Annotated in this window: 14 protein-coding genes and 2 pseudogenes; 9 read left to right on the plus strand and 7 right to left on the minus strand. The window is 65.9% G+C overall.

All coding sequences use genetic code 11. The annotated features are described in order from the left end of the window. Nucleotides 1-9: 9 nt before the first annotated feature. Nucleotides 10-216, minus strand: a complete 207-nt coding sequence (locus ACFJGT_RS07605) for a DUF2842 domain-containing protein (protein ID WP_377847491.1) — start codon at nucleotides 214-216, stop codon at nucleotides 10-12. 96 nt (nucleotides 217-312) lie between these two features. Between ACFJGT_RS07605 and ACFJGT_RS07610 the strand changes: the two genes are divergently transcribed. Beyond that, nucleotides 313-1,404 carry a COX15/CtaA family protein gene (locus ACFJGT_RS07610; protein WP_377848941.1) on the plus strand — a complete coding sequence of 364 codons (1,092 nt, stop codon included), beginning with the start codon at nucleotides 313-315 and terminating at the stop codon, nucleotides 1,402-1,404. Nucleotides 1,405-1,616: 212 nt separating this feature from the next. Here ACFJGT_RS07610 and ACFJGT_RS07615 read toward each other — a convergent pair. The 3 genes and pseudogenes from ACFJGT_RS07615 to ACFJGT_RS07625 all read right to left on the minus strand — a co-directional run bounded on the left by ACFJGT_RS07615 (nucleotide 1,617) and on the right by ACFJGT_RS07625 (nucleotide 4,506). Further along, nucleotides 1,617-2,895: pseudogene (locus ACFJGT_RS07615) on the minus strand (O-acetylhomoserine aminocarboxypropyltransferase). A gap of 88 nt (nucleotides 2,896-2,983) precedes the next feature. After that, entirely contained in the window at nucleotides 2,984-3,514 is a 531-nt protein-coding gene (locus ACFJGT_RS07620) for a CoA-binding protein (protein WP_377847493.1), read from the minus strand. A 175-nt stretch (nucleotides 3,515-3,689) separates the two neighbouring features. Further along, nucleotides 3,690-4,506: pseudogene (locus tag ACFJGT_RS07625) on the minus strand (enoyl-CoA hydratase). A gap of 101 nt (nucleotides 4,507-4,607) precedes the next feature. Between ACFJGT_RS07625 and ACFJGT_RS07630 the strand changes: the two are divergent. After that, the gene (locus ACFJGT_RS07630; RefSeq protein WP_377847496.1) at nucleotides 4,608-5,033 is read left to right on the plus strand and encodes a PaaI family thioesterase; all 426 of its coding nucleotides are present in this window, start codon (nucleotides 4,608-4,610) and stop codon (nucleotides 5,031-5,033) included. Between the two features lie 20 nt (nucleotides 5,034-5,053). Here the strand turns inward: ACFJGT_RS07630 and ACFJGT_RS07635 are convergent, their stop codons facing one another. Further along, a complete protein-coding gene (locus ACFJGT_RS07635) occupies nucleotides 5,054-5,827 on the minus strand; it encodes a substrate-binding domain-containing protein (protein ID WP_377847498.1) in 774 nt (257 codons plus the stop codon). 227 nt (nucleotides 5,828-6,054) lie between these two features. Here ACFJGT_RS07635 and rplM point away from each other — a divergent pair, with 227 nt between their 5' ends. From rplM to ACFJGT_RS07660, 5 genes are all read left to right on the plus strand, one after another. Beyond that, nucleotides 6,055-6,519 carry a 50S ribosomal protein L13 gene (rplM, locus tag ACFJGT_RS07640; protein WP_377847500.1) on the plus strand — a complete coding sequence of 155 codons (465 nt, stop codon included), beginning with the start codon at nucleotides 6,055-6,057 and terminating at the stop codon, nucleotides 6,517-6,519. Nucleotides 6,520-6,521: 2 nt separating this feature from the next. Continuing rightward, a complete protein-coding gene (rpsI, locus tag ACFJGT_RS07645) occupies nucleotides 6,522-7,001 on the plus strand; it encodes a 30S ribosomal protein S9 (protein ID WP_199090930.1) in 480 nt (159 codons plus the stop codon). 249 nt (nucleotides 7,002-7,250) lie between these two features. After that, nucleotides 7,251-7,529: a hypothetical protein gene (locus ACFJGT_RS07650; protein WP_377847503.1), complete on the plus strand. Its 279-nt coding sequence runs from the start codon at nucleotides 7,251-7,253 to the stop codon at nucleotides 7,527-7,529. A gap of 462 nt (nucleotides 7,530-7,991) precedes the next feature. Next, on the plus strand, nucleotides 7,992-8,927 hold the full coding sequence (gene argC, locus ACFJGT_RS07655) for an N-acetyl-gamma-glutamyl-phosphate reductase (RefSeq protein ID WP_377847506.1): 936 nt from the start codon (nucleotides 7,992-7,994) through the stop codon (nucleotides 8,925-8,927). A 105-nt stretch (nucleotides 8,928-9,032) separates the two neighbouring features. Beyond that, complete coding sequence (locus ACFJGT_RS07660) at nucleotides 9,033-10,133, plus strand: helix-turn-helix transcriptional regulator (protein WP_377847508.1); 1,101 nt, start codon at nucleotides 9,033-9,035, stop codon at nucleotides 10,131-10,133. 351 nt (nucleotides 10,134-10,484) lie between these two features. Here ACFJGT_RS07660 and ACFJGT_RS07665 read toward each other — a convergent pair whose 3' ends face one another. Next, nucleotides 10,485-11,333 carry a fumarylacetoacetate hydrolase family protein gene (locus ACFJGT_RS07665; protein WP_377847511.1) on the minus strand — a complete coding sequence of 283 codons (849 nt, stop codon included), beginning with the start codon at nucleotides 11,331-11,333 and terminating at the stop codon, nucleotides 10,485-10,487. 75 nt (nucleotides 11,334-11,408) lie between these two features. Further along, nucleotides 11,409-11,705, minus strand: coding sequence for a hypothetical protein (locus tag ACFJGT_RS07670; RefSeq protein ID WP_377847513.1), 297 nt, complete (start codon nucleotides 11,703-11,705; stop codon nucleotides 11,409-11,411). Between the two features lie 57 nt (nucleotides 11,706-11,762). Between ACFJGT_RS07670 and ACFJGT_RS07675 the strand changes: the two genes are divergently transcribed. Next, nucleotides 11,763-13,106 carry an OmpP1/FadL family transporter gene (locus ACFJGT_RS07675; RefSeq protein ID WP_377847515.1) on the plus strand — a complete coding sequence of 448 codons (1,344 nt, stop codon included), beginning with the start codon at nucleotides 11,763-11,765 and terminating at the stop codon, nucleotides 13,104-13,106. A 126-nt stretch (nucleotides 13,107-13,232) separates the two neighbouring features. Further along, complete coding sequence (aac(6'), locus tag ACFJGT_RS07680; protein WP_377847517.1) at nucleotides 13,233-13,709, plus strand: aminoglycoside 6'-N-acetyltransferase; 477 nt, start codon at nucleotides 13,233-13,235, stop codon at nucleotides 13,707-13,709. Nucleotides 13,710-13,719: the final 10 nt, after the last annotated feature.

Consider the following 13,719-nt stretch of genomic DNA (forward strand, 5'->3'; position numbering starts at 1 on the left):
GGAGAGTGCTTACTCGTCCTTGCGCTCCATCCACTTGATCAGGGGTAGCAGCGGCAACACCCAGGCGAGGCCGAGCGCGATATAGGCGATGGTCTGCACCAGCTTCGGCGCCTCGGTGATCCGTCCTTGTGCGAGCGCCATCGCGACGAGCGCATAGACGCAGACGAAGACGAGGATCAGCACGGTCCCGATCAGCTTGCGGTTGCGTTGTTTCATCGGGCTCTCCACCGCAGGTCTGGCTGCTGCGGCAATGCGGGCGTTGTCGCGCCGGAGCGACGGGTCTATGTCACCCGCGAGCGCGCTTGTGAAGCGCTGGCGTCTGCGACCGAAAGCCCATCCGTGACCCTAGCCCTCGACCAGACTGCCGGCGAACGCGCCAGGACCGACCATGCCGGCATCCGCCGCTGGCTCTGGATCGTCGCCGGCCTCGTCTTCGTGATGGTCGTGGTCGGCGGCGCGACAAGGCTGACCGGCTCGGGCCTCTCGATCACCGAATGGAAGCCGATCACCGGAGCGATGCCGCCGCTCTCGGCCGACGCCTGGGCCGAGGAATTCGGCAAATACCGCGCCAGCCCGCAGTACCAGCTCCTCAACGAAGGCATGAGCCTCGGCGAGTTCCAGTTCATCTACTGGTGGGAATGGGGCCATCGCCAGCTCGGCCGCTTCATCGGGCTGATCTACCTCGCCGGTTTCCTCGTCGTCGCCCTGCGCCGCCTGCTGCCGGCCCGGCAGATCGTGACGCTCTTCGGCATGGGCCTGCTGCTCGGCCTGCAAGGCGCGATCGGCTGGATCATGGTCGCGTCGGGTTTGCAGCCCGGCATGGTCGCGGTCGCGCCGGTGAAGCTGACGCTGCATCTCACCTTCGCAGGCCTGTTCTTCGCTTCGGTCGTGGCCTTTGCCACAGCGCTGACGCCGTTGCGCCGGGTCGAGCCAGCACGGGGCAGGGGAACCGCGTGGCTCATCCTGCTGCTGCTTTTCGTGCAGGTCGCGCTCGGCGGTCTCGTCGCCGGCTCCAAGGCGGGCTTCACCTTCAACACCTGGCCGCTGATGGATGGCGCTCTGGTGCCGCCGGGTTCGCAGCTCTTCGCGCAGACGCCGTTCTGGGAGAACTTCGTCGACAATGTCGCGCTGGTCCAGTTCAACCACCGCCTCGGTGCCTACATCCTCTTCGCCGTCGCGCTCTGGAATGTGGTGAGGCTGCGCCGCGCGGCGCCGGGGTCGGGCAGCGCCAAGCGTTCGACCGCGATCGCCGGGCTGGTCCTGGCGCAATCGGCGCTTGGCATCGTGACATTGCTGCTGGTGGTGCCGCTCTGGGCCGGGCTTAGCCATCAGGCGCTCGGCTTCGCTGTGCTGGCGATGGGCGTGGTGCATGTCACCCGCACCGAGCAGGCCGCGCGGGGATAACGCACAACCCTTGTCATTCCGGGACGCTGCGCAGCAGCGGACCCGGAACCCACGACTGGGTCGCAGCGGTTTCCGTTCGTCGCTTTGTGAAGCTCTCACCCGGTCGTGGGTTCCGGGTTCACGCCTGCAGCGTGCCCCGGAATGACAATCGGGGTGCTCCCAAACAAAAAGGCGCCGTTTCCGGCGCCTTTGTCGTCACACGCGAATGCCGATCAGACCAGCGCCTGATCCAGATCGGCGATCAGATCCTCGACATCCTCGAGCCCGATCGAGAGGCGGACCACCTGCGGCCCGGCGCCGGACGCGATCTTCTGCTCGTCCGTGAGCTGGCGATGCGTGGTCGAGGCCGGGTGGATCACCAGCGAGCGCGTGTCGCCGATATTGGCGAGATGCGAGAACAGCTTGAGGTTCGAGACCAGCTTGACGCCGGCGTCGTAGCCGCCCTTGAGCCCGAAGGTGAAGACCGCGCCCGCACCCTTCGGCACATAGCGCTTGGCGAGCTCGTGATACTTGTCGCCGGGCAGGCCGGCATAGCTCACCCATTCGACGGCCGGATGCCCGGCGAGATGCTCGGCGACCTTCAGCGTGCTCTCGCAGTGCCTTTGCATCCGCAGGGGCAAAGTCTCGATGCCGGTCAGCAGCATGAAGGCGTTGAAGGGCGAGAGCGCGGGCCCGAGGTCGCGCAGGCCGAGCACGCGGGTCGCGATGGCGAAGGCAAAATTGCCGAAGGTCTCGCCCAGCACCATGCCGTTATATTCCGGCCGCGGCTTGGAGAGCATCGGGTAGCGATCGTCGCCGACCCAGTTGAAAGAGCCGCCATCGACGATCAGGCCGCCGATCGAGTTGCCATGGCCGCCGAGGAACTTGGTCGCCGAATGAACGACGATGTCGGCGCCGTGCTCGAACGGGCGCAGCAGATAGGGCGAGGCCATCGTGTTGTCGACGATGAGCGGGATATTGTGCTTCTTGGCGATCGCGCTGATCGCGGCGATGTCGACGATGACGCCGCCCGGATTGGCGATCGAACTCGATGAAGATCGCCTTGGTCTTCGGCGTCACGGCGGCGGCGAAGCCCTCGACATCGTCCGGATCGGCCCAGATCACGTTCCAGCCGAAGCTCTTGTAGGAATGGTTGAACTGGTTGATCGAGCCGCCATAGAGCTTGCGCGCCGCGACGAATTCGTCGCCCGGCTGCAGCAGGGCGTGGAAGCACAGGAACTCGGCCGCATGGCCCGAGGCGACGGCGAGCGCGGCTGTGCCACCCTCCAGCGCCGCGACGCGCTCTTCCAGGACCGCGTTGGTCGGGTTGCCGATGCGGGTATAGATGTTGCCGAAGGCCTGCAGGCCGAACAGCGAGGCGGCGTGGTCGACATCGTCGAAGACGAAGGAGGTCGTCTGGTAGATCGGCGTGGCGCGTGCGCCCGTCGCCGCGTCGGGGGCCGCTCCGGCATGGATGGCGAGTGTATGGAAACCCGGTGCGCGGTCGGTCATGGCTGCTCCCTGACAATCTGACGTCGAAAACGGATCGTTCGATTTAACGAACGGTTCGCGGGGCGTCAAATCGGAGGGGCAGGCCGCGTCAGGTCCCCGGCCGGTGGATCGTCAGCTTCTGGAAGCCCTTGCCGGCGAGCACCGGCTTCTTCGACGACAGGATACGCGAATTGATGCCCTGCCAGCCGATTTCGCCGGAGAGCCGGCCATACTCGATCTTGGGGCAGCGGTTCATGATGACGGTGACGCCCTTCGCCTCGGCCCGTACGGCAGCTTCGTCGTTGCGCACCGACAGCTGCATCCAGATGACCTTGGGCAGCGGGTCGAGCGCCAGCGCCTCGTCGGTGATCGGGCCGGCCGCTTCCGAGTTGCGGAAGATCTCGACCATGTCGACCGGGCCGGGAATGTCCCTGAGCGCGGCATAGACCGTCTTGCCGAGGATCGTCTGCCCGGCGAGGCCGGGATTGACGGGGATGACGTCGTAGCCACGATCGATCAGGTATTTCGTCACGATCCAGCTCGGCCGCGCCTCGTTGGCGGAGGCGCCGACCAGCGCGATCCGCTTCACGGATTTCAGGATGTCGCGGATCAGGCTGTCGGGATAGGCGTCGTGGGTCATGAGGCTGGGGCTCGGCGGCAGGGAAGGCGCAGGATCGATATAGGATGCAGCAACCGCCCCGTCATCCCGGACGCAGCGAAGCGGAGATCCGGGATCCATTCCGGAGCGTTTACAATGGATGTTCAGGCATGGATCCCGGGTCTCCCTCCGGTCGCTCGGGATGACATGGAGGCTGTTATTCCCCCTCCCACACCGGGGGACGCTTCTCCATGAAAGCGCCGATGCCTTCTTCGGCGTCCCGCACCAGCATGTTCTCGACCATCACCGCCGAGGCGTGATCGTAAGCCGCCTTCAACCCCATCTCGCGCTGCTCGTAGAAGGCGCGCTTGCCGATCTTGACCGTCGCTGGCGATTTCGAGGCGATGATCGCGGCGAGCCGCCGTGCTTCCGCCAGCGCGTCGCCAGGCGGCACGACGCGATTGACCAGCCCCATCCGGGCTGCTTCCCCCGCCGGCACCATCTCGCCCAGGAGCAGCATCTCCAGCGCGTGCTTTGCGGAGAGATTGCGCGAGAGCGCGACCATCGGCGTCGAGCAGAACAACCCGATATGGACGCCCGGCGTGCAGAAGCGCGCGCCTTCGCCCGCCACCGCGAGATCGCAGCTTGCCACGAGCTGGCAGCCCGCGGCCGTCGCCGTGCCCTCGACGGCCGCGATCACCGGTTGGGGCAGGGCGGTGATCTGCTGCATCATGGCCGAGCAGCGCCCGAGGATGTCTGTGAAATAGGCCCGGCCCCGGTCGGAATCGGCGCGATGGGCGGTCATCTCCTTGAGATCGTGCCCGGCGCTGAATACCGGCCCGGCTGCCGTGAGGATGACGGCCTTGACCGAACGATCGGCCGCGATCGCGGTGAAGGTCTCGCTCAAGGCCGCCAGCATCGCCTCGCTCAGCGGATTGCGCACTTGGGGGGCGGTTCAGCGTCAGCGTTGCGACGCCCTGCGCATCCTCGCGCAGCAGGACGGGCGCGGCCTCCGGCTTGTGATGGGCGTTCATCGTGCTCCCCTTGGCGCTTCCCTCAGCATTTCCGCCTATTGTCGGAGGCCGTTCGCCATGCTGCAAGGGGAGAAGTCCCGTCTCAGCCTTCGGTTTTCCGCATGACGACCCGCATGAGCGCCTCCGAGATCGATGCCTATCTCGACGAGGTCTTCCCGCAGCTCCATTATGGCGGGCGCACCTATTTCATCGAGGATGTCGGGCCGATGACGGCCCGGATGCGCTGCGACTACCACGAGAAGCACCTGCGTCCCGGCGGTACGATTTCCGGGCCGACCATGATGGCGCTGGCCGACCTTGCGCTTTATGCGGCAATCCTCGCCCAGATCGGCCCGGTCGGCCTCGCGGTGACGACGAGCCTCAATTTCAACTTCCTGCGCAAGCCGGGCCAGGCCGCCCTGATCGGCGAGGCGAAGTTGCTCAAGCTCGGCAAGCGGCTCGCGGTCGGCGAGGTCTGCCTCTATTCGCAAGGGGAGGCGGAGATGGTCTGCCACGCGACGGGGACCTATTCGATCCCCGCGCGCTGAATGCGGCCCGGCAGGGCCGGCTACTTCTTCGCCGGGATCGGGTCGAGCCCGGTCTTGCGGATCGTCTCAGCCGCATCCGTGCCGCCGAGGCAGGCGATCAGCGCCTTCGCGGCTTCGGTCTCCTTCGCGCCGGCTGCCAGCCCGGCCGAGAACACTGTCACGCGCTGGACTTCCTCGGGCAGCGTGCCGACGAAATCCAGCCCCTCGATCGGGATGAGTTCGCTGACCTGCTGGAAGCCGAGCTCGGCCTCACCGCGCGCCACGATGGTGCCGACGCGTTCGCTGAGGATCTTCTTCGCCTTCGCCATGACCTGGCCGCTCGGATCGAGCTTCGGGAAGAGCTCCTCGGACAGATAAGTGCCGCTGGCGCTGGCCGAGTACGCGATCGACTTCGCCTCCATCAGCGTCTTCTTGAGCGCCTCGACGGTGGAGATGTCGGGCTTCGGCGCGCCCGCCTTGACCGAGAGGCCGATCGCCGAGCGCGCGAGGTCGGTGCGGGTGCCCGCCATGCCCTTGCCGTCCTTGACCAGCTTGTCGAAGGCGTCGCCCGCCAGGATCACCACATCGGCCGGCTCGCCGCGCGCAAGGCGGTTGGGGATCGCATCCGGTGCCGCGCCCATCGAGGCGCCGTAGGCGCTCGTGACCTTCTGGCCGATCTTCGCCTCGCAGGCGGGGACGAGTTCCTTGTAGGCGGCCGTGAAGCCGCCCGAGCTGATGACGTTGACCTCGGCGAAGGCGGGCGAGGCACAAAGAAGCAGGCCGGCGGCGATCAGGGCGGCGCGTTGTCGTGTCATGACGTATCCTCCTTCGTCACGATGCTGGGGCAGGGTACTGCGCGGCGCAAGCGAGAGGAGTGGTATCCTGATACCTTTCCGCTCATCGCTATGAGAAAATTGCATTTTTTCGGGTTTTGCCTTTTCCGAACTGCTTGACAGCCGGCCTCCTTGCACCTATCCCGACGCCACACCGCCGCCGGGCTCTCCGGCGGCTTGTCCTTTTTTACGCAACAGAGGGTACCGCGATGAAGACCACCGTCTCGCTCAAGCCCGCCGATGTCGAAAAGAAGTGGGTTGTGATCGACGCCTCCGGGCTCGTCGTCGGCCGCCTCGCCTCCGTTGTGGCGATGCGTCTGCGCGGCAAGCACAAGGCCGCCTACACCCCCCACGTCGACTGCGGCGACAATGTCATCGTGATCAACGCCGAGAAGGTCTCCCTGACCGGCCGCAAGCGCGAGCAGAAGAACTACTACCACCACACGGGTTTCCCGGGTGGCATCAAGGAGCGTTCGGCCAAGTTCATCCTGGAAGGCCGCTTCCCTGAGCGTATCCTCGAGAAGGCTGTCGAGCGCATGTTGCCGCGTGGCCCGCTCTTCCGCCAGATCCTCGGCAACCTGCGCGTCTACAAGGGCGCGGAGCATCCGCATGCTGCCCAGTCGCCGGAGGCGCTCGACGTCGCCGCGCTCAACAGCAAGAACAAGAGGGTCTGACCGTGGCCGAAGTTCTTCAGTCTCTCGCCCAGCTCGGCGACGTCGCCAAGCCTGAGCAGCCCGCTGCTCCCGTCCACGTCAAGAAGGTCGATGCGCAGGGCCGCGCCTATGCCACCGGCAAGCGCAAGAACGCCATCGCCCGCGTCTGGATCAAGCCTGGCTCCGGCAAGGTCACTGTCAACGGCCGCGACCAGGAGGTCTACTTTGCTCGCCCGGTGCTGCGCCTCGTGCTCAAGCAGCCGCTGCAGCTCGTCGATCGCGTGACCCAGTACGACGTCGTCGTCTCGGTCAAGGGCGGCGGTCTCTCCGGCCAGGCCGGTGCGGTGCGCCACGGCATCTCCAAGGCGCTGACCTTCTACGAGCCCGAGCTTCGCGGCCCGCTCAAGAAGGAAGGCTTCCTGACCCGCGACTCGCGTGTCGTCGAGCGTAAGAAGTTCGGTAAGGCCAAGGCCCGCCGCAGCTTCCAGTTCTCGAAGCGCTGATCGTTTCCGGGATTACCGGTATGGGAAGGGCGGCTCTTGCGAGCCGCCCTTTTCGTTTCTATTGCCCTTCTGTCTGTCTCGGCCCTCATCCTGAGGAGCAGCCGACGCGGCGCAGCTCCGGGATCCGTGCCTGAGCTTGGCCGATAGAGGTTCCGGCATGGTCCCGGGTCTCCCTCCGGTCGCCCGGGATGACGGCGCGTTTGAGACAGGACATATAGTCATTTCAGACGACAACCCGCCCGGAAGCCCATGCGTATCCTCCTCGTCCTGATCGCCTTCGGCATGATCGCTGTGCCGGCCCTGCTGATGCTGGCCCGCGAGGAGTTGCCGCGCGGGCAGCGCATAGCCCGCGCGCTGGTCGTCTTCCTGGCTCCGGCCGTGGCGCTCGGCTTCATCCACGGCGTGCCGGACCTCGATGGCCGGGCGCTCAACAATCCGAACGCCTGGACGATGCTGCGGCTCGTTCTGACGGCGCTCGCGCTGATCCTGCCCTGGTGCCTCTATGTCTGGTTCACCGCGCGCCGCTGACGGGAATCGATTTGCAAAGAATGACCGCGAAGGGATTCGAATGAATCGCGTTTCCTGGTCTGGGCTCGTCATGAGCGGGCTTGGCTCGGGCATCTCCGACCGGAGGAGATCCCAGTGGCCCGATTTCAGGGGATTCTCGGGCCGAGCTTGAGAATGACGCCTGCCTCAAAGCTGCGATTGACACCCGGCTCAAGCGCGAACATATACACGGCCATGATGACGAGCTTCATCCGACGTCGCCCTGTCCAGGCCGCTCCGGCGCGCCCGCGATGACGCTCGGCTGACGTCCGAACGCCCGCGACCGCGCCATGCAGCGCGGTTTTTTTATGCCCGGGCATCGGGCCGAAAGTGGGTACCACTTTTCGGATTCACCCGGTGCTCTCGTAAAATGGATCGCCACCCGGCGCCCGGCAGGGCGCCCGGCGATCCAGCCAACTTGCCTGCCAGCCACCGGGGTGCCCGATGAGCCAGAACCTGAAAACCATCTTCATCGACGGCGAAGCCGGCACCACCGGTCTCGGCATTCGCGAGCGTCTGGCCGTGGTCCCCGAGGTCGCGGTCAAGAGCATCGACCCCGACAAGCGCAAGGACCCGGCCGCCCGCAAGGACATGATGGCGAGCGTCGACCTCGTCGTGCTCTGCCTGCCGGACGATGCGGCGAAGGAATCGGTCGCGCTCGCCGACGCGCTCGGCTCCGACGCGCCCAAGATCGTGGACGCCGCGACCGCTCATCGCGTCGCACCGGGCTGGGTCTATGGTTTTGCCGAGCTCGAGCCCGGCCATGCCGGAAAGATCGCCGGCGCAAGCCGCGTCTCCAACCCCGGTTGTTATCCCACCGGCGCGATCGCGCTGCTGCGCCCGCTCGTCGATGCCGGGCTGATGGCGCAGGACCATCCGGTCACCGTCAACGCCGTCTCCGGCTATTCCGGTGGCGGCAAGTCGATGATCGAGGATTTCGAGACCGGCGTCGCCCCTGCCTTCGAACTCTATGGCCTTGGGCTGCGCCACAAGCACCTGCCCGAACTGCAGGCCTATGCACGCCTGACCCGGCGGCCGATCTTCGTGCCCTCCGTCGGCAATTTCCGGCAGGGCATGCTGGTTTCGGTGCCGCTGCATCTCGACATGCTGCCGGGCCGGCCGAGCGCCGCCGATCTGCATCATGCGCTGTCCGAGCGCTATGCCGGCTCGACCTATGTCAGCGTCCTCCCGCAGGACGGCAAGAACGGCAAGATCGAGCCCGAGGCGCTGAACGACACCAACAGGCTGGAGCTGACGGTGTTCGGGCAGGACGATCTCGGCCAGGCGGTGCTGGTCGCGCGGCTCGACAATCTCGGCAAGGGCGCGTCCGGAGCGGCCGTGCAGAACATCCGCCTGATGCTCGGCCTGCCGGAGGGCTGAACCTTCCGGTTGCCCTTGCGTTATGAGATCAACCAAGACCTGTCTTTTGGCGAGACTTTTTCACGTCAAAGGGGATAAATTGGTTATCCTGCGAGAGGGAGAGACGTGGCGGGCAGCGAGTTCGAGAATGCGTTGATCGACGGCATCTACGAGGCCGCCATCGTGCCTGAGGCTTGGCCTGCGGTGCTCCGCGACACGGCCCGGATCGCCAGTTGCCGCGAGGCGCTGCTCGGGACCGTGCTGCACGATGAAGCGCGAATTCTCGGCTCTTCGCCCGAATTTACCGAGGGTTACGAGGAGGTGTTGCGCCGCATCCCGTTCCCCGTCAACCAGCGGGCGCAGCGCCTGCTTGCGCATGGCAGGCTCGGTTTCATCACCGACGACGATGTCTTCAGCCGAGACGAGATCGCGCATGAACCGGTCTATCAGGACATCCTGATCCCGGCCGGATACGGCTCCGGCGTCGCGACGGTGATCACGGCGCCGACCGGCGACACCACGATCGTCCATTGCGAGCGCTCGTTTGCGGAGGGGACCGTCGACGGGCGGGTCGTGGCGGCGCTTGATCGCCTGCGGCCGCATTTCGCCCGGGCCGGGCTGCTCGGGCGGCGCCTCGCGATGGAGCGCGCGCGGGCCGCGTCGCAGGCGCTCGAGCTGATGGGGCTGCCGGCAGCGGTTCTCGGCCTGCGCGGCCAAGTGATCGAGGCCAACGCCCTGTTCCAGGATCTGATTCCCGGCACCTTCCTCGATCGCACGACGCGCCTTGCCCTTGCCTATGCCCCGGCCGACGACATGCTGGCCGATTTGGTCGCAGGCTTCTCGCGAACGGATGTGCTCCAGCCCGTCCGCTCCGTACCGATTCCGGCCTGGCGCGGCGCGAACCCGATGGTGGTGCATGTCGCGCCCGTGCGCGGCCGGGCGCGCGACATCTTCTCCTTTGCCGGTGCCATCATCGTCGCCACGCCTGTCGTCGCCGGGGCGGGGCCTGATGCCGGCCTGATCGCCGGCTTGTTCGATCTCACTCCGGCCGAAGCGCGGCTGGCCGCGGTGATCGCCGGTGGCCATCCGCCGCGGGACGCGGCGCTGCGTCTTGGTGTGACCGAGGCCACCGCCCGTACGACCCTGAAGCGAATCCTCGCCAAAACGGGGACACGCCGGCAGGCCGATCTCGTCGGCCTGCTGAAGAGCGCGGCAGGCCCGCGCTGAGCGCTGTTGCGGCTGGGCCGGGAACTACTTTCGCGATCATGAGAAAAATCGATGAAGCGGCCGGAAAAGAACCGTTTTATCCGTTGAAAATGCCGTGCAGCCCGCAAGGAGCCCCCATTTGGGGGATGGCAAGCCGCTTCGCTGACCCCATGATGGGCTTCTCACCAAGGTCGGAAGGCCCACAGGCGAGTATCAGCTTGCACTGCCGAAGCCGGGTCAAGCAGCTTCGGCAGTGCCTTTTCGCACAGCTCGCAAGTTTGCACGGTCAGTCTCGCGACGGGGCGAAGCGCCGCCCGCACGCTGGTAATGTCCCGCCGACATGAAAAGGGGCGCCGTAGCGCCCCTTTTGGATCAGCCCTTGTAGGGTACGAAGTTCTGCTTCTGCTCGCCGAGCCCCTCGATGCCGAGGGTGACGACCTCGCCGCCCTTCAAGAAGCGCGGCGGCTTGAAGCCGAGGCCGACGCCGGGAGGCGTGCCGGTGGTGATGACGTCGCCCGGATCGAGGCGCATGAACTGGCTGATATAGTGCACCAGATAGGCGGCGCCGAAGATCATCGTCTTGGTCGAGCCGTTCTGCACGCGCTCGCCGTCAACCTCGAGCCACATGCCGAGATTCTGGATGTCCTTGACCTCGTCGGTGGTCACGAGCCACGGGCCGAGCGGCCCGAAGGTCGGGCAGCCCTTGCCCTTGGCCCACTGGCCGCCGCGCTCCTGCTGGAAGGCGCGCTCGGAGACGTCGTTGCAGACGCAGAAGCCGGCGATCGCCGCCATCGCATCCTTCTCCTCGATATAGGAGCCGCCGTCGCCGATCACGATCGCGAGCTCGACCTCCCAGTCGGTCTTCTGCGAACCCTTGGGGATGATCACGTCGTCATTCGGGCCGACGATGCAGTTGGGAGCCTTGTTGAACAGGATCGGCTCCTTCGGGATCTCGGCGCCGGTCTCGGCCGCGTGATCGGCGAAGTTCAGGCCGACGGCGATGAAGTTGCGGACATCCGCGACGCAGGCGCCGATGCGCGGCGAGCCCGAGACGAGCGGCAGCGATTCCGGCGAGAGCGCCTTGATCTTGGCGAGCGAGGCCGAGGTCAGCGCCTTGCCGGCGAGGTCGGGAATGACGCTGGACAGGTCGCGCAACCCGCCCTTGGCATCGAGAAGGGCCGGCTTCTCCTGGCCGGGTGCGCCGTAGCGGAGCAGTTTCAAGGTGTTTCCCCCGTTTTCAAACGATCTAAATGGGTGGGGGATTCTGATCGGATGCCGGCGGGAAACACAAGCCCGTCATCGCGCATGGGGCATCCGCAAAGCGCGGCCAGCCGGATTGTTGCCCGAATGCAACGACGCTTCCCAAAGCGACGTTTCCGGCAAACCAAATCCGGGAGGGGGCTGCCGGCCCAAATGCTCAAAACCGGCAACAGTTCTCATATAAACGATATCTTTCTGAACAATCTTGCCGGCGCATGCGCGTAAATCGTCGATTTTGGGCGATTTTCCGGGTTCCCAGGGCGAATTGTGGAGGTGCTGCGGCGATTTCGAGGCGTCCGAAGCAGGATTGCGGCGCGAAACGGCTCGCGGCATGCTCCGAATCAAGCGGGGTGTCTGGCCTCGAAAAACCTTAGAACCGGGATGGATTCGATGAAGGGCCTTGTTCGTACCGCCGCTGCCGCCACCGTCTCGCTCGCCGCCCTGCTCGCGGCTGGAGCGGCTTCGGCGAGCTCCTTCGCCATCCGCAGCGGCCAGGGCGCCGAAGGTCTCGGCATGGCCTATGCCGGCGCGGCCTCGGGCGGCATCGGCATGAGCGCCATGGCCTGGAACCCCGCGACCATCACCATGTTTCCCGGCCGCACCAGCAACTGGAACTACACCTATCTCAACGCCAATGGCGACTATCAGCCGACGGCCGCTTCGCGGATCGGCGGTCCGGCCGCGCCGGCGCCGCTGAACCCGATCCAGCTCGGCACCGGCAATCTCGGCGGCGATGGCGCCTTGATCCCTGCTTCGGCCAGCGCCTGGCAACTCACCGATCGGCTCTGGGTCGGCATGACCACTGGCGCGCCTTATGGCCTGCGCTCCAAGCCGGAAAACCAGGCTCATGCCGCCCAGGTTTACGGGCGTTCGGCCAAGGTCGTGACCATCAACGTCTCCCCGACCGTCGGCTACAAGGTCAACGACTGGCTCTCGGTTGGCGCCGCTCTGCAGGTCCAATATCTGAGCGCCAAGCTGAAGCAGGCTGGCGGCATCCTGCCGACGGCTTCCCCGGTTATTCTCGAAGGCGACACGATCGATTTCGGCTATCGCCTCGGCGCGACGTTCACCCCGTTCGAGGGAACCAATATCGGCGTGGCCTACCGTTCTTCGATCCGCCAGACGCTCGAAGGGTCGCTGGCCACGCCAACGCCCGTCCTCGCCCGCTTCCCGGTCAAGGCCAACTTGAATCTGCCCGACTCGGTCGTCGTCGGCGTTTCGCAGGTCATCAACGATCAGTGGCAGGTCCATGCCGGGGTCGAGTGGACGAACTGGAGCCGCTTCCGCAACATCCCGATCGTCAACGAGCTCAACGGCCGCCCGCAGACCAGCCTGAATTTCCAGTATGACGACGCCTGGTTCTTCAGCGGCGGCGTCGAGTACAAGTACAGCAAGGACCTGACGCTGCGCGCCGGCATCGGATACGAGATGTCTGCGGTCAATGACCGCAACCGCACCATCTATATTTCCGATAACGATCGTCTCTGGCTCAGCGCCGGCGCGAGCTATCAGGTCACCGACCGGCTCAAGCTGGATATCGGCTACACCTATATCGACGTGAAGAAGGCGTCGGTGAACTACAATCCGGGACATCCGCAGTGGAACCCGGCCGCGCCGGTCTACTACACCGCCGAAGCCAAGCCCTATGTTCATGTCGCCTCGGTCGGCCTCACCTATCGCTGGGACGATCCGGCTCAGACCATTCCGGTGCAGCCGGTGGTTCGCAAATACTGATCCAAGGTGGATTGACCTGGAAAAGCCGGCCTTCTGGCCGGCTTTTTTGTTGCCGTTTTCTCGCCGGCTTTCCCCTGATGCTGATGCCGGTGCAGCGATGGGCGCCTTTGTAGGGGAAGATCGATCATGAGCGTTAGGATCGAGCGCGCCGGGGAACGGCACCTCGCCCCTTGGGCCGGATTACGGGCCGAACTCTGGCCGGATCAGGATGCGCAGGCGCATGGCGAGGAACTGGCGGAGACGCTGGCTGCCGCGAGCGGCCGCGATTTCGCCTGCGTGGCCCTGACGGGCGAGGGCGTCTGCGTCGGTTTTGCCGAGGCGGCTTTGCGCAGCGACTACGTCAATGGCTGCGAGACGTCGCCGGTCGTTTTCCTCGAAGGCATCTTCGTCGCCGAACCGCGCCGCCGCTCCGGCATCGCACGGATGCTCTGCCGCGCCGTCGCGGCGTGGGGACGCGCGCGGGGGTGCTCTGAATTCGCCTCCGACGCAGCGATCGACAATGCAGCGAGCCTCGCATTTCACCGCGCGCTCGGCTTCGTCGAGACCGAGCGCGTCGTGTTCTTTCGCAAGGCTATCGGCACGCCCGAGACAGGTGAGGGCTGATCGGGACGTG

The organism is Allobosea sp. UC22_33 (genome assembly GCF_042700715.1).
In the GTDB taxonomy this organism is placed as follows: Bacteria; Pseudomonadota; Alphaproteobacteria; order Rhizobiales; family Beijerinckiaceae; genus Allobosea.